Raw genomic sequence first — 18,537 nt, forward strand, 5'->3', positions numbered from 1 at the left:
CAGCTTGGTCTGCATGCCGCCGCGCCCCAGCGCACCGCCGGTGCCGCCCGCCACTGCATCCAGCGCAGGATCATCGGCACGCGCCTCATAGATGAGATTGGCGTCCGGATTGTTACGCGGATCGGCATCGAACATGCCGTCACGGTCGGTCAGGATCACCAGCAGGTCAGCCTCGACCAGGTTGGCCACCAGCGCCGCCAAGGTGTCGTTGTCACCAAAACGGATTTCGTCCGTGACCACAGTGTCGTTTTCGTTGATCACCGGGATCACACCCAACTCAACCAGGGCGCGCAAGGTGCTGCGGGCGTTCAGGTAGCGCTTGCGATCAGACAGATCGTCATGGGTCAGCAGAATTTGCGCAGTGTGCCGCGAATGCTCGGCAAAGCTCGACTCCCACGCCTGCACCAAGCCCATCTGGCCAATCGCAGCGGCCGCCTGCAGCTCATGCATCGCACTGGGTCGGACCGTCCAGCCCAAGCGGCTCATGCCGGCCGCCACCGCGCCCGAAGACACCAGCACCAACTCTACGCCCGCCTCATGCAAGGCCACCATCTGCTCGACCCACACGCCCATCGCGGCGCGATCCAGGCCCTTGCCATCTGCTGTCAGCAATGCGCTGCCGATTTTCACGACCCAACGCTGCGCACCTGTCACCTTGCTCCGCATCATCATCCAACCTATGCCTGAGAGCAGCGCGACCGAGCGCCACCCATGGATTTATTCTTGATTACAGTTTCACAGATACCAAAACGCCGCTCAATTGAGCGGCGCTGTAGTTTACTGCAACGAATCAGTCGCGGACGTAAATGATTTCTGGACCATCTTCGTCATCAACATCTTCTTCGTCCCAGTCATCATCACCCATGTCATGGACGCTCTTCACGCCGCTGCGACGCAGGGCACGTTTGTCATCCAGGGCTTGAAGCTGCGCACGCGCTTCGTCTTCGATGCGCTGATCAAGATCGGCCAGCTCTTCCTTGTACACCGGATCATTGGCCAGACGGTCAGCACGATCTTCAAGATAGCGCATGATGTCGTGGCACAGCTTGTCGGTACCGATTTTGGCAATCGCCGAAATCACGTACACAGGGCCGGTCCACTCCAGACGATCAACCACTTCTTTAACGCGCGCATCGTGCTCATCTTCCGGCAGCGAGTCGCACTTGTTCAGCACCAACCAACGATCACGCTCGGCCAGCGAGGGGCTGAACTTGATCAGTTCGTTAACGATCACTTCAGCGGTATCAGCCGCGCTGTCAGTGCCTTCAACCGGCGCCATGTCGACGAGGTGCAGCAACAGACGGGTACGCGCCAAGTGCTTGAGGAAGCGAATCCCCAGGCCCGCGCCATCCGAAGCACCTTCGATCAAGCCCGGAATGTCGGCAATCACGAAGCTCTTCCAGCGATCAACGCTCACTACACCCAGGTTTGGCACCAGAGTGGTGAACGGGTAATCAGCCACTTTTGGCTTGGCCGCAGACACCGAACGAATAAAGGTACTTTTGCCCGCATTCGGCAAGCCCAGCAGACCGACGTCAGCCAGTACTTTCAATTCCAGCTTGAGGTCACGCTGCTCACCCGGCTTACCCGGTGTGGTCTGGCGTGGCGCACGGTTGGTACTGGATTTGAAACGGGTGTTGCCCAGGCCGTGCCAGCCGCCGTGTACAACCAGCAAACGCTGACCCGGAACCGTCAGGTCACCAATGATTTCCTGAGTGCCGGCGTCAATGACGGTAGTGCCAACCGGCACACGCAGTACCAGGTCTTCGCCCTTGCGGCCGGTGCAATCGGTGCTGCCACCGTTAGAGCCACGCTGCGCGTCAAAGTGACGGGTGTAGCGGTAGTCAACCAGGGTGTTCAGGTTCTCGTCAGCGACCATGTAGATCGAGCCGCCGTCACCACCATCACCACCGTTAGGACCACCGTTTTCGATGAACTTCTCACGACGGAAACTCATGCAACCGTTACCACCGTCGCCTGCTTTTACTTTGATCGATACTTCATCTACAAACTTCATAACAAAACACGCCTCTCGTCATCAGGACGAGCCGATAAAAACCAAGACATAAGACTCTTGCAAAAATGAGCGCAGCGACCCAATCAACAGCCGTTAAATCCAGCGCCTAAGCCCATACAAACAGTTTTGCAAGAGACTCACCCCACAAACGAAAAAGCCCCGTCGCAAGACAGGGCTCTTCCAGCTACCAAGCTATTACGCTGCGACGACTTCAGTCTTCGGAACGATGCTTACGTAGCGGCGACCGAAGGCGCCTTTAACCTGGAACTTGATCACGCCTTCCACTTTCGCGAACAGGGTGTGATCTTTGCCCATACCAACGCCGTAGCCAGCGTGGAATTGGGTGCCGCGCTGACGCACGATGATGTTGCCCGGAACGATAGCCTGGCCGCCATACATCTTCACGCCAAGGCGTTTGGCTTCTGAGTCGCGACCGTTACGGGTACTACCACCAGCTTTTTTGTGTGCCATGAGTCAATTCTCCTAGTGAGGAATTAGGCTGAAATTAAGCCTGAATACCGGTGATTTTGATCTCGGTGTACCACTGGCGGTGGCCCATACGCTTCATGTGGTGCTTACGACGACGGAACTTGATGATGCGTACTTTATCGTGACGACCTTGGGAGATCACTTCAGCAACAACAGTGGCGCCAGCAACAACTGGAGCGCCGATATTTACGTCGTCGCCATTGGCGACCAACAGAACGCGATCAAAAGTGACGGATTCGCCAGTAGCGACTTCCAGTTTCTCGATCTTCAGGTATTCACCCGGTGCTACTTTGTATTGCTTGCCACCAGTAACGATTACTGCGTACGACATGGTATTTCTCCGATAATCCTGCTCACCCAGCGCTTTATAGGTAAAGGTATTGGCTGGCATGGCTGCATGGGGCTGGAACGGCCCAAGTGCAATTGCGTAAGGCAGGTGCTGCCCAGGAAGTTCAGGGTGCGCGATTGTACGCAAGGCACGCGGGTGTTGCAAGGGGCCGTCCATCGCGCCTTGACAGGCCCAGCCCCCCGACCTAGCATGCCGCGCAACCCTTCTGGAGCACCTGTCGCTGATGCAACCCCAAGCTTTCTACCGCGCGGTGGCGGACGATTTTAGCGCCGTCGACGGCATCATCAAGAAGCAGCTGACTTCACGCGTACCGCTGGTCTCAAAAATTGGCGACTACATCACTTCGGCCGGCGGCAAACGCCTTCGTCCTTTATTAGTGTTGTTGTGCGGCAAGGCCCTGGGCCGTGAAGGCGATGACCTGCGCTTGCTGGCTGCCACCATTGAGTTCCTGCACACCGCGACTCTGCTGCATGACGACGTGGTCGACATGTCCGGCATGCGCCGTGGCCGCAAGACCGCCAACGCCACCTGGGGCAACGCCCCGAGCGTGCTGGTGGGCGACTTCCTGTACTCGCGCTCCTTCGAAATGATGGTCGAGCTGGGCTCGATGCCGGTGATGAAGATTCTTTCACAAGCCACCCGCATCATTGCCGAAGGCGAAGTGTTGCAGCTGTCCAAGGTCCGCGACGCCAGCACCACCGAAGAAACCTACATGGAAGTCATCCGCGGTAAGACCGCCATGCTCTTTGAAGCATCGACCCACAGCGCCGCCGCGCTGGCCGGTGCAACTCCTGAGCAACGCGAAGCCTTGCGCACGTTTGGCGACCACTTGGGCGTGGCTTTCCAGCTGGTCGACGATCTGCTCGACTACCGTGGTGACGCCGAAACCCTGGGCAAAAACGTCGGTGATGACCTGGCAGAGGGCAAACCGACCTTGCCGCTGATCTACACCATGCGTGAAGGCACGCCCGAGCAGGCTGCTCTGGTGCGTACGGCCATTCAAAAAGGCGGCATTGAAGACCTCGAAAGCATTCGTGCTGCCGTGGAAGCCTCGGGCTCGCTGGAATACACCGCACAATTGGCTCGCGACTTCGTTGCCCGCGCCATTGCCTGCCTTGAAGCCCTGCCGCCAAGCGAATACCGCGATGCGCTGGTTGAGCTGAGTGAGTTTGCGGTAGCCCGCACGCACTGATGGCGATCAAAGCAGCACTACGCGCAGGCGTGGTGCTGCTGCTTTTTCAACGACCCAAGATCAAAAGATCGCGAGACAAGCTCGCTCCTACCGCCCCATCGGCACGTACCACCCCTTGTAGCAGTTGACGAGCCTGCGAGGCTACGTCCGGCTGCGCAGCAGTCGTAAAACCATCCAACCAAGATCAAAAGATCGCGAGACAAGCTCGCCCCTACCGGTAAAAAACCTGTAGCCCCCCATCGGCACAAAAACCCTATATAATGCGCGCCTTTTAGCCATCCTGACTTTTAAGGAGCTTTAGTGAGCACGTTGCCACCCTGCCCAAAATGCAATTCCGAATACACCTACGAAGACGGCGCACAGCTGATCTGCCCGGAATGCGCCCATGAGTGGTCCGCCAACGGCGATGCTGACGAAGCCAGCGATGTAAAAGTCTACAAAGACTCCGCAGGCACAGTGCTGAACGACGGCGACACCATCACCGTGATCAAGGACCTGAAAATCAAGGGCACGTCCCTGGTGGTCAAAGTGGGCACCAAGGTTAAAAACATCCGCCTGTGCGATGGCGACCACGATATCGACTGCAAAATCGACGGCATCGGCCCGATGAAGCTCAAGTCCGAGTTCGTGCGCAAAGTCTGATCCTGTGGCTGACCTTCCTGCGCCTGCGCAGGAAGGGGTCATTCCCCGCAACACTCTCCCCGCCCTACCCTAAAGCCAGCTACGTTGACCCACGGCAGTTTTTACAAAGAAAAAAAAGAAATCCGCCAATAGGCACTTGCTATTAACTGAATAAGAATTATTCTCATTGTCATTCATCTAGGAGATGACAACGATGACTTATTTAATTGATGCATGGCTGGACCGCCCACACCCTTACCTGCGAATCCTGCACCGGGAAACCGGCGAAGTCTGCGCGGTACTGGAAGAAGAAGCGCTGAATGAACTGCAAGACCAGGGTGACCTGGACTTCAACGGCCTCAACTCAAGCGAGCCGCTGGTGCTCAAAGAGCTGGTGCGTAACCTGTTCCTGTTTTGCTATGCCCGGGCATTGCGCCCCATCGGCACCGCAGTCCATCACGAACACCACGCCAAAATAGAACTATGACCGCACAATGCTAAACGGTCCTGTAGGAGCGAGCTTGCCTCGCGAGCTTTTAAAAGATCAAAAGATCGCGAGGCAAGCTCGCTCCTACAGCTAGCTAGAGCGCTGTGTGCTTACAGAACGTCCAGCAGCTCAACGTCGAATACCAGCACGCTGTGCGGAGCAATGCTGCCAACGCCTTGCGCGCCGTAAGCCAGTTCGCTCGGCACGTAGATGCGCCATTTGCTGCCGGCGTTCATCAGTTGCAGGGCTTCGGTCCAGCCAGCGATCACGCCGCCAACCGGGAATTCAGCAGGCTGGCCGCGCTCGTAGGAGCTGTCGAACACAGTGCCGTCGATCAGGGTGCCGTGGTAGTGAACACGTACGGTGTCTTCGCGGGTTGGCTTGGCGCCTTCGCCAGCGGTCACAACTTCGAATTGCAGACCGGAAGCCAGCGTGGTGATGCCGTCTTTCTTGGCGTTTTCAGCCAGGAAAGCCTTGCCTTCGCCTGCTGCCGCTTCTGCCTTGGCAGCCGCTTCAGCTTGCATGATCTCGCGGATCACTTTGAAGCTGGCCGACATTTCTTCCTGGCCAACACGGCTTTCTTTGCCCGCGAAAGCGTCGGTCAGGCCCGCCAGGATGGCGTCCAGGCTAACGCCCGGTGGCGGGTTGTCGCGCAGTTGGTCACCCAGCTGACGGCCAATGCCGTAGCTAACGCGCGTTTCGTCGGTCGACAGATTTACTTCGGACATAACACTGCTCCGCTATAGAGCGACTCAAAAAAGCCGTTTTTCAACCGCTTTCTCCCAGCCGCCCAAAACCAAAAAAGGGCGAGCAGACTACCACAGCCCCCAAAGCCTTCGCAGCCCGGGTTCGTGTGCTGCCCGTCACGACAACCGCATCAGTGCTTGGTCAGCTTGTCGAGGTAGCCCATGGCGAACGCCGACACCACAAACGTCATGTGGATAATCACGTACCACATCAGGTATTGGGTTTCGATGTTGCGCGCATCCATGAACACCCGCAGCAGGTGGATCGAGGAGATGGCCACAATCGACGCTGCGACTTTCATCTTCAGCGAGGTAGAGTCCATCGTGCCTAGCCAGCTAAGCTTCTCTTTGTTGGTGTCGATGTCCAGTTGCGAGACGAAGTTCTCGTAGCCCGAGATCATCACCATCACCAACAGGCCGCCCACCAGCGCCATGTCGATCAGCGACAGAATGACCAGGATCAAGTCCGATTCAGTTAGCGCGAACACGTTTGGGATAACGTGAAACACTTCCTGGAAGAATTTCAACGCCAACGCCAGTAAACCCAGGGATAACCCGAAGTAAATCGGCGCCAAAATCCAGCGTGAGGCGTACATTGCATTTTCGATAAAGCGTTCCATTGAATCTCGCAGGCTGTAAAAAAAATGGGCGCGAGTATATCAGCCACAAATGGGCAGAGATAAAGCAGCAGACACAGTCAGTAAAAACATTTTCTGCTAGTGTCGACCTCATCAGCATCGTTTACGGACAGGAAAACTGAACAATGTATCTGCGATTCCCCTTGGTCTGTCTCGGGCTTTCCACCGCTTTGCTCATGACGGGCGGCTGCTCGCCTGGCGATAAACACCCGCAGGCCAGCCTGGAAGAAAGAACCGCAGCGTTCGAAAAGAGCCTCGATGCCATCAAGGACCCGCAGCTTAAAGACGCCGTGGCCGACCTCGGCGGCTCATTGCTGCTGCTGGAACGCGCCCGCATCAAGCTGGACGGCAAAACGGTCGAAACCGAATACGGCACCGATGAACTCGCGCAACTCAAGCACTACCCCAACAGCCAGGCCCTGAGCGACACCTACATTAACGGCCTGTTTGTGGTGCGCAAGAACTCCAGTTCCGACTACCTGACCGACCTGGAGCCGATCTTCCCGTTCAGCCAGAACAACGAATCCGATTTCCCGTTCCCGCATGCGCTGGAATGGCAGTCCGTGACGCTGAGCAACAAGCAAGTGGTGCCGTTCCAGGCCGAATGGTCAGAAACCGATTCAGGGATCCAGCTCAGCCCCTCCAGCGCCAACCTGAGCAACCCTGACGACCTGACCGTCACCTACCCCTACATCGACGGCGTCGAAACCTCGAACATCCAGCAGCCTCAGCCCGTCACGCTGCACGGCGAAGCCGAAGTCATCGCCCCCGGTAAAGTGGTCAACCTCACCCTCACCAGCAAAGACGTGGGTAAAACTCGCACCGAAGGCAACATCAGCGTCACCCTGCTGGCACTGGGTAAAAACTTTGCGGAAGTCGACATCAACAACAGCGCCCCGCTCGCCGAAGCAGTACGCGATACCGAACTCAACCCGCTGATCATCCAGGCCCGCGACGCGACTGGGCAGTACCTGGCCCGTGCAGGCTCCATCGACGAAAACGCCGAGCAACTGGCGTTCTATCAACAGCAACTGGCCGAAATGCTCAAGCAAACGGCCTGGAGCGATGAGTTCAGCAAAAAGCTCGACGACGAACAAAAAGCCTTTGATAGCCAACACCCGCATCACTACAGCAAGGTGTATTTCAACGGTCCGATTGAAAACGTCGACATCAGCGTGCTCGACTTCTCGACCGCCAACGTCACCCGCAAAACCCTCGATCTGCCCGTGGTGCGACTCGACAAAAACGTTGTAGGCAAAGACATCCAGGCGCTGCCGCTGTCGGTGGTGGTGTATGACGACCAAGCCGTCAACTACCTCAAAGACGCCACCCTGGACCCCGAGCAACTGAAAAAAAGCGTGGTCATCAGCCAGTCGGTCGATGACGCCAGCGCCGCCACCCTGGAGTTCAGCCACCCGCCGACCTTCAATGACGAACTGCTGGGCGAACTGCCTGACTCGGCCGACACCCCGGTAACCTTCTTTGCTGAAGACCAGAACGGTAAACGCGGCGAACCGCTGGAACTGCCGGCTGAAGCCTTCGACGCTGACCCAAAAACCGGTGTCATTACCTACGACCTCAACCTGTTCCCGGAAACTCCGGCCTACGCCATCGGCTCAATGCCGCTGTATGTGGCCGATATTGCCAAACACACCTTGGACGTCGCCCACCTGCCCAAAGGGCTGGAGCTAAAAGGCAACGCGCTAGTAGTCGATCAGGCGCTGTTCCCGTCCGATGCCTGGCGCTTTTATGCCAAGGACGATACCGGCAACTACCTCAAGGAAGTCCTGGCTGTTAGCCACGGCGAAGAACCCAATGGCCCGGCCATCTTCGACGTGCATTACTTCTACGGCCACCCGACCCAGATCGAGAGCTACGCACGCACCGCTCTGGAGCCTGTGGAGTACGGCTTTGAGGCCAAGCTGGAGAAAGTCCCTGAAGTCACGCCACCGCGCTGACAGACGCCTCAGCGCGAAGCCGGGCGGCGCTCACCATTGATCTGACGCAACTGTGCCTGCACATGCAGGCACCAGATTTGCGGCGTATCGGCTAACCGATAGCCGTGCAGGCTCAGGCTTTCAACAATGGATTGCAGAATGGTTTCGGCCACAAACGGGCCGCGAAACGGGCCCTGGGATTTGATCGTGGTCGGCTGCTCGCCCGACAAACCTGCCGCAAACAGCAAGGTCCACAGGCCGGTATTGCCTGCCAAGGGGCGAATACTGCACTCAATGCGGGTTTCCAGCCCCAGACATTGGCGGGTAAGGCAAAGGTTGCGCGACATGGCGGCGCCCCTCGTAGAGCCTGCTCAACAACACTTACCTGAGCATAGAAGCAAAACCCCGCCCGCAGAGGGCGCCAAGACCAACGGCTTAACACCTGCCCGCAACGGCTCTTGTAGCCGCTGACGAGTAGCGAGGCTGCGATGCGGGCCGCAGGACCGCCGTCTGACGGTCGTTTGGCACATCTCGCAGCCTCATGCTTCGGCAGCGACTACAGACGCCATGGGATCAAGCCGGCTTTTTCGCCGCCAGGGCTTCGGCCAGCAGTTCTTTCTCGGCTTCCTTGAGGTCGTCGTCGTTGACCATTTCGGCAATCACCCGCAAACGCTCAACCACCCGGGCGTTGACGCTGCCTTCGGGGAACTGGCCTTCTTCATCCGGCTCACCGGCAGGCTCGCCCACCAGCAGGCTCAAGGCTTCGTCCGCCTGACGCACGGCGTACACGTGGAACTTGCCTTCACGCACGGCCTTGAGCACCTTCTCATCAAGCATCAAAGTCGCAACGTTAGCTTGCGGAATAATGGCCCCCTGCTCCCCGGTCAGGCCGCGGGCTTCGCAAAGCCGGAAGAAGCCTTCGATCTTCTCGTTCACCCCGCCAACCGCCTGCACTTCACCAAACTGGTTGATCGAGCCGGTGATCGCAAAGCACTGCTTGAGCGGCGTTTTGGAGAGTGCCGAAATCAACGTGCAGGCTTCACCCAACGAAGCACTGTCGCCATCGACGTAGCCGTACGACTGTTCCAGGGCAATGCTCGCCGAAATCGCCAGCGGGAACTCCTGGGCATAGCGGCTACCCAGGTAGCCGGTCAAAATCATCACCCCTTTGGAGTGAATCGGCTGCCCGAGGTTAACCTCGCGCTCAATGTCGACAATGCCGCTGCCCCCCGGATACACCGTGGCCGAAATACGCGCCGGCACACCGAATGCCGAGTCACCGACTTCCAGCACGGTCAGCCCGTTGCACTTGCCGACCGCCGCACCGTCGGTGTCGATCAGAATGATCCCCGCCAGCATGTCGTCCAGAATGCGCGCCGACACGCGTCCGGTACGGGTCGCTTTGGCTTTGAGCGCACGCTCGATGTGGCCCGCATCGGTCATTTCATCGTTGGCCAGATGGCGGATAAAGTCCGCTTCGCTGACCAGTTGGAACAGGTCACCAATGCGCGCCGACAAGCGCCCCTGATGCTCGGCCAGACGCGCGCTGTAGGTCGCCAGACGCGCCACCGCACCTGCCGTCAGCGGCGCCATGCCTTCTTCTGACGTGCGGGTGGTGAGCAACTGGGCGAACTGCTCCAGGCTTTCATCGACCATCGGGATGTCTTCGTCGAAGTCCACCAGCACCCGGAACATCTCCTGGAAGTCCGGGTCCAGGTCTTGCAGCGTGTAGTACAGCTGGCGGGCACCGATGATGATGACCTTGACCTGCAGCGGGATCACCTGCGGGCTCAGGGTCACGGTGGCCATGCGCCCCAGTTCGCCCAGCGGCGATTCCATTTTCAATTTGCGCGATTGCAACGCACGCTTCAGCGCATCCCAGACAAACGGCTCGCTGAGCATCTTCTCGGCTTCAAGGATCAAAAAGCCGCCGTTGGCACGGTGCAAGGCACCCGGGCGCAATTGCCGGTAGGTGGTGTACAGCGCGCCTTGGTCGGTGCTGTATTCGATGCGGCCAAAGAGGTTGTCGTAGGTCGGGTGCGGCTCGAACACCACCGGCGCGCCGCCGCTCATCGGCTGGCCCACCACCAGGCTCGGCAGGTACTGCTCTTCCAGCAACTTGCGCGCCTGGGCGTCAGTTTTGCTGTCGTCGACCAGTTGCTCCACCACCGTTTTGAGCAGGTACACCTGCATGGCCTGCAAGTAACCGCACACCGCGCCATTTTCGGCGTACTTCTGCGATAACGGCGACAACAGGGGCTGCAAGGCCAGGGTGATGGTTTCTTCGTTCAGTTGGCGCAGCTGGTTGTTCGACTCACGTTTCCACTGCGGCAGGCTCGCCAGTTCTTCGTTGAGGCGCTCTTCAAGCCCGGAAATGTCCTCGTGAAAACGCTCACGTTCTTCTTCGGGCAACTGCGAAAACTCGGCCTCGTCCAGCGCCTTGCCGTCACTCATCGGGGTGAAGGCCACGTTGCTGCTGTCGCGGTACAGGGCCACGCCCTTTTCCAGCGCCAGGCGCTCGATCACATCCAGCGCACGGTCGTAGCGCTGGTTGAAACCACGGTCGATGGCGCTTTTGCGCTGCTGGTAGGTCGGGTGTTCAAACACCGCCGGGAACGTCGCCAGCAGGTTGTCGATCAGCCCGTTAACGTCCGCGATAAAAGCACCCGCCGTGCTCGCGGGTAGCTCCAGCGCGCGCGGCTCACGGGGCTCATCAAAGTTATTGACGTACACCCAGTCGCTGGGCGACTTGAGGCGTTTGCCTTCTGCCTTGAGGTAGCGCTTCACAAACGAGAAGCGCCCCGTACCCGGCTCGCCCATCACAAATACGTTGTAACCCGGACGCGGCATGGCCACGCCAAACTGCAAGGCTTCGACCGCGCGCTCCTGGCCGAGAATGCCGCGAAAGGGTTCTAAATCATTGGTGGTCGAGAAGCTGAACTGTTCAGCGGAAAAAGGACGGGTTAGCGCGTCAGGCGCTAGACGCAGGCTGGCAGCAACAGAATCAGGCATCGGGCTTCCTTACATCAGGCAGGGCAGATGGCAGCATTCTGGCGCTGGCTGCACGCCACTGGCAAGGCGCGTTACACCTGAATTATCGGGGCCCAATGTTTGCGGGCGAAAAAACCTCCCGCCCAACGATTGTTTTACAAAAAACCACGGAACCTGCTGATCGTGCCTAGACTCCTAAGTGTTGCGAGGCTGGATTGATAACCGGCCCGTTCTGGCTAATGACGGCCAGATACCCTTGTCCATTGGTTGCACGCATAGAGAACAATGATATGAAACGGATTCTTCTCGGCACTCTCTTTACAGTGGTTTCCCTCAACGCCATGGCGCAAGCACCCGGCGGCCCGAACTGCGGTTGGGGCAACATGCTGTTTGAAGGTCAGCGCGGCACCCCCGCCCACTTCCTGGCCTCCACCACCAACGGCACCTCCGGTAACGCGACCTTCGGCATGACCTCAGGTACCAACGGCTGTACCACCAAAGACGCCCTGACTTACGGCGGCAAATCGTGGATTGCCATGAATGGCATGATGAACGAGCTGTCCGAAGACATGGCCAAAGGCAACGGCGAAGCACTGACCACCTACGCGGTGGTACTGGGTGTGGCCCCTGAAGACCGCGAGCATTTTGCCGCAGTCACCCACGAGCACTTCCAGCAAATCTTCAGCAAGGCTGACGTGACCGCTGACGATGTGCATAACAACACACTGGCTGTTCTCAAAGGCGATGCCCGCCTGTCCAAGTACGCAACCGTTGCGTCGTAACTGAGACTTGCCCGCTCCTTCGGGAGCGGGTACTTCTGTTTCAATTCCATTCGCCTGACAACAGTTGCTCACCATGCTCAAACGCCTTGCCTATCTGGCGCTCTGTGCCTGCGCCCCGCTGTACGCCGCGCCTCAAATCGACAATCAACGTTTGCAGCAACTCGCCAACGACCCGTTCTGGATTTCTTTAGGCCATTACGAAGCCCGCAAACTGGGCGGCTGGCGCAGCTATGTCAGCGACGACAAATTTTTTCTGGCCGCCGACGGCGCCCACCACCCCGATGCCGAACTGCGCGCCACCGTAGAGGCGCTGTATGCCCCGGTGAGCCTGGGCGACAAACACCCGCAGTGCGTATACCCGGCCCGTACCCGCTGGCTCAAGGCGCAACTGAACCTCAACGACCTGCCCAAGGTTGAATGCGCAGAGTTCACCCAGTGGTTCACCGACGTCGCGCCGCACAGCACAGTGATGATCTTCCCGGCGGCGTACCTCAACAGCCCGTCGTCCATGTTCGGCCACACCTTGCTACGTATTGACCAGGCCGATGTGCAGAGCAACAAAACCGCGCTGCTCAGTTACGCGATCAATTTTGGCGCCTACATCGAAGGCTCCGACAACAGCATTCTGTATGCCTGGAAAGGCTTGGCCGGTGGTTACCCCGGCCTGTTTGCCCTGGTCCCCTACCAGGAAAAACTCTCGGAATACCGCAGCCTGGAAAACCGCGACCTGTGGGAATACCGGCTCAACCTGACACCCGAAGAAACCCAACGCATGGTTGAACATGTGTGGGAGCTGAAACAAATTCAATTCGATTACTTTTTCTTCGATGAAAACTGCTCCTACCGCCTGCTTGAACTGCTGCAAGTGGCCCGCCCCGGCTTGCAATTGACCACCCAGTTCCCGCTGACAGCGATCCCCACCGACACGGTTAAAGCGGTCAAAGAAGCCGGCCTGGTAGAAAGCATCGAATACCGCCCGTCCCGCGAACGCGAGCTGCTGGACCGGGCCAAAGTGCTCGACCCCGAAGAACAACAATGGGTACTGCAAGTCAGCGCCGATCAGACGCAATTGCAGAACCCGACATTCATGGCGCTGCCCAAAGCGCGTCAGGCACTGATTATCGACGCGGCCTATCGTCTTGAACGCTACCGGGCCAATGGCCTTGAGCGCGATACCGGGCGCTCGCAACGCAGCTATGAACTGCTGCGCGCCATCAACCAGAACCCGGCGCCAGAGCTGCAAGTCGAGCGCCCCGAGCTTCCCGAAAACGGCCACGAGTCACGCACCTGGCAACTGGGCGCGGGCAGCCGTGATGACAAAGCGTTCGCTGAATACGGCCTGCGCATGGCCTACCACGACCTGAACGACAACGCGCCGGGCTTCCCGCTGGGCGCGCAGATTGAAATCCTCCAGCTCAAGCTGCGCCAATACGAGGGCAACAAGTGGCAAGTCCAGCAGTTGGACCTGGCCAACATTCGCTCCCTGACCCCGCGTAACGCCCTGCTGCAACCCTGGTCATGGCAAGTCGGCGGCGGCCTTGAGCGGGTACTCGGCAAACATGGCAACGAGCGCTTGGTCACCCACGTCAACGGCGGCGCAGGCGGCACCTGGCAGTTAAGCGACAACCTGCTTGGCTTTGCCCTGGGCACCGTGCGGGTCGAGCACAACAACGACTTCGCCGCGTTTGTTTCACCGGCGGCTGGCTACAACACCGGCGTGTTGTGGCGTAACCCGGTGGGCAACCTGAGCCTGGAAACCAAGGCCGATTACTTCACCAACGGCGAAGTGCGCCGTAGCCTGAGCCTGAATCAGCAATGGGAAATCTCCCGTAATCTCGGCCTGCGGTTGACCGCGCAGCGTGAGTTCAGCCACCTTGCCTCACCGGTGAACGAAGTGATGCTCGAACTCAAGTGGTATCACTACTAAAAGGAGCTTTAGAACATGACGGTTAATTGTGATTCTCTGGATCAAGTGCGCGGGCACATTGACGCACTTGACCGCCAGATCGTCGGCCTGCTGGCCGAGCGTGGCGCCTACGTGTCCCAAGCGGCGCGCTTCAAAAAAGACAGCGACGCGGTACGCGCCCCGCAACGGGTTGAGCAAGTGATCAACAAGGTCCGGCACTTGGCCGACGAACTGGGCGCCAACCCGGAGGTTGCCGAAGCGGTATACCGCGCCATGATTGCCGGGTTTATTCAACAGGAGTTGGCCGAGCATTCGGCACTGGAAAAACCTCTGTAGGAGCTGCCGAAGGCTGCGATCTTTTGATCTTTAAAAGCAAAGATCGCAGCCTTCGGCAGCTCTACGGGAGATCACAGTTAACAAAGGGACTGCCATCATGAGCCGTGCATTTGTAAACGAAGACAGCGCCGCCAATCAGGCCGATACGCCGGTTGAGCGTCAGGTCAGCGAACAGCCGAACTACGTCACAGCCCAGGGCCTTGAGCAACTGCAAGCCAAGGTCGCCGAGTTGCAACGCCTGCACAGCCAGGAGGCCGCCCGCAAAGACTTGCCCGATAAACAGCACCTGGCCGACATGGAACGCGACCTGCGCTACTTCAATCAACGCCTGCACAGCGCACACGTGGTCGCCCCGGCGACGTCAACGCACAAGGTGCAGATTGGCAGCTGGGTGACGTACGTCGATGAACACGGCACGCAAAAGCGCGTGCAACTGGTCGGGGAAGATCAGGCCGATGCAGCGCAGGGCCTGATTAACTGGGGCTCACCGCTGGGCCGGGCGCTGTTGGGCGCGCGGCTGGGTGATGAAGTGCTGTGGATCCGGCCTGCAGGCGATCTGCAGGTCGAGATCCTCGCGATCGAACCGGATTACACCACGCCCTGAGCCAGCATGGCGTCAGCCACTTTGACGAAACCTGCGATGTTCGCGCCTTTGACGTAGTTGATACGGCCGTTTTCTTCGCCGTAGTGCACGCACGCATGGTGGATGGACTGCATGATGTTGTGCAGCTTGTTGTCCACTTCACCGGCCGTCCACAACAGACGCATGGCGTTTTGCGACATTTCCAGCCCGCTCACGGCCACGCCGCCTGCGTTTGAGGCTTTGCCCGGCGCAAACAGAATGCCCGCCTCGATAAACAGATCAACCGCCTCAAGGGTGGTCGGCATGTTCGCGCCTTCGGCCACGCACAGGCAGCCATTGCTCAGCAGCGTACGGGCCGCGTCGGCGTCCAGCTCGTTTTGCGTGGCGCATGGCAGGGCGATATCGCACGCCAGGTTCCACGGGTGCTGACCGGCCAGAAACTCCAGGCCAAACTGGCTGGCCAACTCGCTGATGCGGCCACGCTTGACGTTTTTGAGGTCCATCAGCGCGTCCCACTGCTCATCGTTCAGGCCCGCTTCGCAATACAGGGTGCCTTCGGAGTCCGACAGCGAAATCACTTTGCCGCCCAGGTCCATGACCTTGCGTGCCGCGTACTGCGCCACGTTGCCGGAACCGGAGATCGCCACGCGCTTGCCATCAATACGCTGACCGCTGCGCTTGAGCATTTCCTGGGCGAAGTACACGCAACCAAAACCGGTGGCTTCCGGGCGAATCAGGCTACCGCCGTAGCTCATGCCCTTGCCGGTCAGCACCGAGGTGAACTGATTGCTCAGGCGTTTGTATTGACCAAACATAAAGCCGATTTCCCGCGCCCCCACGCCGATATCGCCCGCCGGTACGTCAACGTCAGAACCAATGTGGCGGTACAACTCGCTCATAAAGGCCTGGCAGAAACGCATCACTTCAGCGTCGCTCTTGCCCTTGGGGTTGAAGTCCGAACCGCCTTTACCGCCGCCCATAGGCAACGAAGTCAGGGAGTTTTTGAAGGTCTGTTCAAACGCCAGGAACTTCAGCACGCCAAGGTTCACCGACGGGTGGAAGCGCAAGCCGCCCTTGTACGGGCCAATCGCGCTGTTCATCTGGATGCGGAAACCACGGTTAACGCGGACTTTGCCTTCGTCGTCGACCCATGACACGCGAAACACAATGGCACGCTCTGGTTCGCAGATGCGTTCAAGAATGCCTGAAGTCAGATAATGCGGATTGGCTTCAAGAAACGGCCACAGACTGCGCAGGACTTCTTCCACTGCCTGGTGGAATTCTGGCTGGTCCGGGTCACGTTTTTTCAGACGGGAAAGGAAGTGGTCGACGGATTCGATCATGGGAAAAGTCTCGGCAAATTTGTTGTCGTTAAACGGAGATTGGCCAGAACTTTAACAAGTCATGCCGCACCGCGACAGCGCAAAATGTCGCAGTTATGAATTTAAATGGTGCTTTTATATAAATAGCCCCGGTTTTATGCGGTTTTTGCGCACCAAAAAAGTGATTTATGTACCCAGTTTTGCACCAATAAAAACACGCAATTCTGTAGGAGCGAGCTTGCCTCGCGATCTTTTTAAACGATCAAAAGATCGCGAGGCAAGCTCGCTCCTACAGGATCCCCCAAAAAAAACGGAGCCCCGAGGGGCTCCGTTTTTCTTGCAAACCGGCCTTACTGGGCCAGTTTTTTGTGACGCACGCGGTGCGGCTGGGCAGCCGCTTCGCCGAGGCGCTTTTTACGGTCTGCTTCGTACTCGGTGTAGTTGCCTTCAAAGAAGACCGCTTGCGAGTCGTCTTCGTACGCCAGGATGTGAGTCGCGACGCGGTCAAGGAACCACCGATCGTGAGAGATCACAATGGCAGCGCCCGGGAAGTCCAGCAGCGCTTCTTCGAGCGAACGCAAGGTCTCAACGTCAAGGTCGTTGGACGGTTCGTCGAGCAGCAGCACGTTGGCGCCCTCTTTCAAGGTCAGGGCCAGGTGCAAGCGACCACGCTCACCACCGGACAGGTCCTTGACGAACTTCTGCTGATCGCCACCTTTAAAGTTGAAACGGCCCACGTAGGTACGCGACGGGATTTCGTAGTTGCCGATGCGGATCACATCGGAACCATCCGAAATCGCCTGGAACACCGACTTGCTGCCATCCAGGTCGTCACGGCTCTGGTCAACACAGGCCAGTTGCACGGTTTCGCCCACTTCGATGCTGCCCGAATCCGGCTGCTCTTTGCCCATCAGCATGCGGAACAGGGTCGACTTACCGGCACCGTTACCACCGATCACGCCGACAATGGCGCCTTTAGGCATCACGAACGACAGGTTGTCGATCAACACGCGATCGCCGTAACCCTTGGACACGTTCTTGAACTCGATCACCTTGTCACCCAGGCGCGGACCGGCCGGGATGTAGATTTCGTTGGTTTCGCTGCGCTTCTGGAATTCCTGCGATTGCAGTTCTTCGAAGCGTTGCAGACGCGCCTTGGACTTGGACTGACGCGCCTTGGCGCCTTTACGGACCCATTCCAGCTCGTCTTTCATGGCCTTTTCATGGGCCGACTGCTGCTTGGATTCCTGGGCCAGACGGTCGGACTTGGCTTCAAGCCAACCCGAGTAGTTGCCCTCGTAAGGAATACCGGCGCCGCGGTCGAGTTCCAGAATCCAGCCGGCGACGTTGTCCAGGAAGTAACGGTCGTGCGTAATCGCAACCACGGTACCCGGGAAGTCGTGCAGGAAGTGCTCCAGCCAGGCCACCGAGTCGGCGTCCAGGTGGTTGGTTGGTTCGTCGAGCAGCAGCATGTCCGGGGCCGACAGCAGCAGGCGGCACAGGGCCACACGGCGCTTCTCACCACCCGACAGGTGTTCAATTTTGGCGTCCCAGGCGGGCAGGCGCAGGGCATCGGCCGCCACTTCGAGCTGGCGCTCAAGGTTGTGACCGTCACCGGCTTGCAGGATCGCTTCGAGCTTGGCCTGTTCAGCGGCCAGCTTGTCGAAGTCGGCATCCGGCTCGGCGTATTCAGCGTAAACCTGATCCAGGCGCGCTTGCGCATCCTTGATCACGCTCACCGCTTCTTCGACCACTTCACGCACGGTTTTGCTGGCGTCCAGTTGCGGCTCTTGCGGCAGGTAGCCGACATTGAGCTCTGGCATTGGACGGGCTTCACCGTCGAACTCGGTGTCGACGCCAGCCATGATTTTCAACAGAGTAGATTTACCCGAACCGTTCAGGCCCAGTACGCCGATTTTGGCGCCAGGGAAGAACGACAAGGAGATGTTTTTCAGGATTTCCCGCTTCGGCGGAACAACCTTACTCAGCCGATGCATGGTGAAAACGTAAGAGCCTGTTTTGCCTGCTTTGTCACTTTTTGACATGGTTTGATTCGCCTTTAATCCTGTGTTTTCAGTGCTTTAATGGTAGCGAAAACGCTTAAATTCTGGAAAGCAAAACGTTAGGTTTTGCATTGACCT

18 protein-coding genes are annotated in these 18,537 nt (G+C 58.4%); 8 read left to right on the forward strand and 10 right to left on the reverse strand.

What is annotated here, in order from left to right:
* The 4 genes from proB to rplU form a co-directional block, all read right to left on the reverse strand.
* On the reverse strand, window positions 1–666 hold a 666-nt coding region (proB, locus tag GHO25_RS09105; protein WP_153390662.1), incomplete at its 3' end, for a glutamate 5-kinase.
* A 124-nt stretch (window positions 667–790) separates the two neighbouring features.
* Window positions 791–2,017: an Obg family GTPase CgtA gene (gene cgtA / locus GHO25_RS09110; protein WP_048388086.1), complete on the reverse strand. Its 1,227-nt coding sequence runs from the start codon at window positions 2,015–2,017 to the stop codon at window positions 791–793.
* Window positions 2,018–2,212: 195 nt separating this feature from the next.
* Window positions 2,213–2,488 (reverse strand): 50S ribosomal protein L27, encoded by a 276-nt coding sequence (rpmA, locus tag GHO25_RS09115; protein WP_047273595.1) that lies wholly within the window; start codon window positions 2,486–2,488, stop codon window positions 2,213–2,215.
* A 34-nt stretch (window positions 2,489–2,522) separates the two neighbouring features.
* The gene (gene rplU / locus GHO25_RS09120) at window positions 2,523–2,837 is read right to left on the reverse strand and encodes a 50S ribosomal protein L21 (RefSeq protein ID WP_007950961.1); all 315 of its coding nucleotides are present in this window, start codon (window positions 2,835–2,837) and stop codon (window positions 2,523–2,525) included.
* A gap of 241 nt (window positions 2,838–3,078) precedes the next feature.
* On the opposite strand from rplU, the gene GHO25_RS09125 reads away from it, so the two are divergent.
* The 3 genes from GHO25_RS09125 to GHO25_RS09135 all read left to right on the forward strand — a co-directional run bounded on the left by GHO25_RS09125 (window position 3,079) and on the right by GHO25_RS09135 (window position 5,155).
* A complete protein-coding gene (locus GHO25_RS09125) occupies window positions 3,079–4,047 on the forward strand; it encodes a polyprenyl synthetase family protein (RefSeq protein ID WP_048388088.1) in 969 nt (322 codons plus the stop codon).
* Window positions 4,048–4,347: 300 nt separating this feature from the next.
* Window positions 4,348–4,689 carry a zinc ribbon domain-containing protein YjdM gene (locus GHO25_RS09130; protein WP_048367396.1) on the forward strand — a complete coding sequence of 114 codons (342 nt, stop codon included), beginning with the start codon at window positions 4,348–4,350 and terminating at the stop codon, window positions 4,687–4,689.
* A 193-nt stretch (window positions 4,690–4,882) separates the two neighbouring features.
* Window positions 4,883–5,155 (forward strand): hypothetical protein, encoded by a 273-nt coding sequence (locus tag GHO25_RS09135; RefSeq protein ID WP_153326866.1) that lies wholly within the window; start codon window positions 4,883–4,885, stop codon window positions 5,153–5,155.
* A gap of 110 nt (window positions 5,156–5,265) precedes the next feature.
* Here the strand turns inward: GHO25_RS09135 and GHO25_RS09140 are convergent, their stop codons facing one another.
* Entirely contained in the window at window positions 5,266–5,883 is a 618-nt protein-coding gene (locus GHO25_RS09140; RefSeq protein WP_048367400.1) for an FKBP-type peptidyl-prolyl cis-trans isomerase, read from the reverse strand.
* Window positions 5,884–6,032: 149 nt separating this feature from the next.
* Complete coding sequence (locus GHO25_RS09145) at window positions 6,033–6,521, reverse strand: TIGR00645 family protein (protein ID WP_048367403.1); 489 nt, start codon at window positions 6,519–6,521, stop codon at window positions 6,033–6,035.
* A gap of 143 nt (window positions 6,522–6,664) precedes the next feature.
* On the opposite strand from GHO25_RS09145, the gene GHO25_RS09150 reads away from it, so the two are divergent.
* Window positions 6,665–8,497 carry a hypothetical protein gene (locus GHO25_RS09150; RefSeq protein ID WP_153390626.1) on the forward strand — a complete coding sequence of 611 codons (1,833 nt, stop codon included), beginning with the start codon at window positions 6,665–6,667 and terminating at the stop codon, window positions 8,495–8,497.
* A gap of 8 nt (window positions 8,498–8,505) precedes the next feature.
* On the opposite strand, the gene GHO25_RS09155 is transcribed toward GHO25_RS09150, so the two are convergent.
* Both GHO25_RS09155 and GHO25_RS09160 read right to left on the reverse strand, forming a co-directional pair.
* Window positions 8,506–8,823: a hypothetical protein gene (locus tag GHO25_RS09155; protein WP_153390627.1), complete on the reverse strand. Its 318-nt coding sequence runs from the start codon at window positions 8,821–8,823 to the stop codon at window positions 8,506–8,508.
* A 226-nt stretch (window positions 8,824–9,049) separates the two neighbouring features.
* Complete coding sequence (locus GHO25_RS09160) at window positions 9,050–11,488, reverse strand: Lon protease family protein (RefSeq protein WP_048367409.1); 2,439 nt, start codon at window positions 11,486–11,488, stop codon at window positions 9,050–9,052.
* Between the two features lie 269 nt (window positions 11,489–11,757).
* On the opposite strand from GHO25_RS09160, the gene GHO25_RS09165 reads away from it, so the two are divergent.
* The 4 genes from GHO25_RS09165 to GHO25_RS09180 all read left to right on the forward strand — a co-directional run bounded on the left by GHO25_RS09165 (window position 11,758) and on the right by GHO25_RS09180 (window position 15,095).
* On the forward strand, window positions 11,758–12,249 hold the full coding sequence (locus tag GHO25_RS09165; protein WP_048367410.1) for a DUF3015 domain-containing protein: 492 nt from the start codon (window positions 11,758–11,760) through the stop codon (window positions 12,247–12,249).
* Between the two features lie 73 nt (window positions 12,250–12,322).
* Window positions 12,323–14,176 carry a DUF4105 domain-containing protein gene (locus GHO25_RS09170; RefSeq protein ID WP_153390628.1) on the forward strand — a complete coding sequence of 618 codons (1,854 nt, stop codon included), beginning with the start codon at window positions 12,323–12,325 and terminating at the stop codon, window positions 14,174–14,176.
* Window positions 14,177–14,191: 15 nt separating this feature from the next.
* Window positions 14,192–14,491: a chorismate mutase gene (locus GHO25_RS09175; RefSeq protein ID WP_153326873.1), complete on the forward strand. Its 300-nt coding sequence runs from the start codon at window positions 14,192–14,194 to the stop codon at window positions 14,489–14,491.
* Window positions 14,492–14,588: 97 nt separating this feature from the next.
* The gene (locus tag GHO25_RS09180; RefSeq protein ID WP_153390629.1) at window positions 14,589–15,095 is read left to right on the forward strand and encodes a GreA/GreB family elongation factor; all 507 of its coding nucleotides are present in this window, start codon (window positions 14,589–14,591) and stop codon (window positions 15,093–15,095) included.
* Here GHO25_RS09180 and gdhA read toward each other — a convergent pair.
* Together gdhA and ettA are read right to left on the reverse strand one after the other, a co-directional pair.
* A complete protein-coding gene (gene gdhA, locus GHO25_RS09185) occupies window positions 15,080–16,417 on the reverse strand; it encodes an NADP-specific glutamate dehydrogenase (RefSeq protein WP_048367414.1) in 1,338 nt (445 codons plus the stop codon). The genes GHO25_RS09180 and gdhA overlap by 16 nt on opposite strands.
* Window positions 16,418–16,746: 329 nt before the next feature.
* Window positions 16,747–18,441, reverse strand: coding sequence for an energy-dependent translational throttle protein EttA (ettA, locus tag GHO25_RS09190; RefSeq protein WP_153351025.1), 1,695 nt, complete (start codon window positions 18,439–18,441; stop codon window positions 16,747–16,749).
* Window positions 18,442–18,537 lie beyond the last annotated feature (96 nt).

The organism is Pseudomonas sp. FSL R10-1350 (assembly GCF_009600525.1).
Classification (GTDB): domain Bacteria; phylum Pseudomonadota; class Gammaproteobacteria; order Pseudomonadales; family Pseudomonadaceae; genus Aquipseudomonas; species Aquipseudomonas helleri.

Bases quoted from the DNA above. Each gene is read 5' to 3' on its own strand.
- cgtA (WP_048388086.1), bottom strand. From the start codon at position 2,017: ATGAAGTTTGTAGATGAAGTATCGATCAAAGTAAAAGCAGGCGACGGT.
- rpmA (WP_047273595.1), bottom strand. From the start codon at position 2,488: ATGGCACACAAAAAAGCTGGTGGTAGTACCCGTAACGGTCGCGACTCA.
- rplU (WP_007950961.1), bottom strand. From the start codon at position 2,837: ATGTCGTACGCAGTAATCGTTACTGGTGGCAAGCAATACAAAGTAGCA.
- GHO25_RS09125 (WP_048388088.1), top strand. From the start codon at position 3,079: ATGCAACCCCAAGCTTTCTACCGCGCGGTGGCGGACGATTTTAGCGCC.
- GHO25_RS09135 (WP_153326866.1), top strand. From the start codon at position 4,883: ATGACTTATTTAATTGATGCATGGCTGGACCGCCCACACCCTTACCTG.
- GHO25_RS09140 (WP_048367400.1), bottom strand. From the start codon at position 5,883: ATGTCCGAAGTAAATCTGTCGACCGACGAAACGCGCGTTAGCTACGGC.
- GHO25_RS09145 (WP_048367403.1), bottom strand. From the start codon at position 6,521: ATGGAACGCTTTATCGAAAATGCAATGTACGCCTCACGCTGGATTTTG.
- GHO25_RS09150 (WP_153390626.1), top strand. From the start codon at position 6,665: ATGTATCTGCGATTCCCCTTGGTCTGTCTCGGGCTTTCCACCGCTTTG.
- GHO25_RS09155 (WP_153390627.1), bottom strand. From the start codon at position 8,823: ATGTCGCGCAACCTTTGCCTTACCCGCCAATGTCTGGGGCTGGAAACC.
- GHO25_RS09160 (WP_048367409.1), bottom strand. From the start codon at position 11,488: ATGCCTGATTCTGTTGCTGCCAGCCTGCGTCTAGCGCCTGACGCGCTA.
- GHO25_RS09165 (WP_048367410.1), top strand. From the start codon at position 11,758: ATGAAACGGATTCTTCTCGGCACTCTCTTTACAGTGGTTTCCCTCAAC.
- GHO25_RS09170 (WP_153390628.1), top strand. From the start codon at position 12,323: ATGCTCAAACGCCTTGCCTATCTGGCGCTCTGTGCCTGCGCCCCGCTG.
- GHO25_RS09175 (WP_153326873.1), top strand. From the start codon at position 14,192: ATGACGGTTAATTGTGATTCTCTGGATCAAGTGCGCGGGCACATTGAC.
- GHO25_RS09180 (WP_153390629.1), top strand. From the start codon at position 14,589: ATGAGCCGTGCATTTGTAAACGAAGACAGCGCCGCCAATCAGGCCGAT.
- gdhA (WP_048367414.1), bottom strand. From the start codon at position 16,417: ATGATCGAATCCGTCGACCACTTCCTTTCCCGTCTGAAAAAACGTGAC.
- ettA (WP_153351025.1), bottom strand. From the start codon at position 18,441: ATGTCAAAAAGTGACAAAGCAGGCAAAACAGGCTCTTACGTTTTCACC.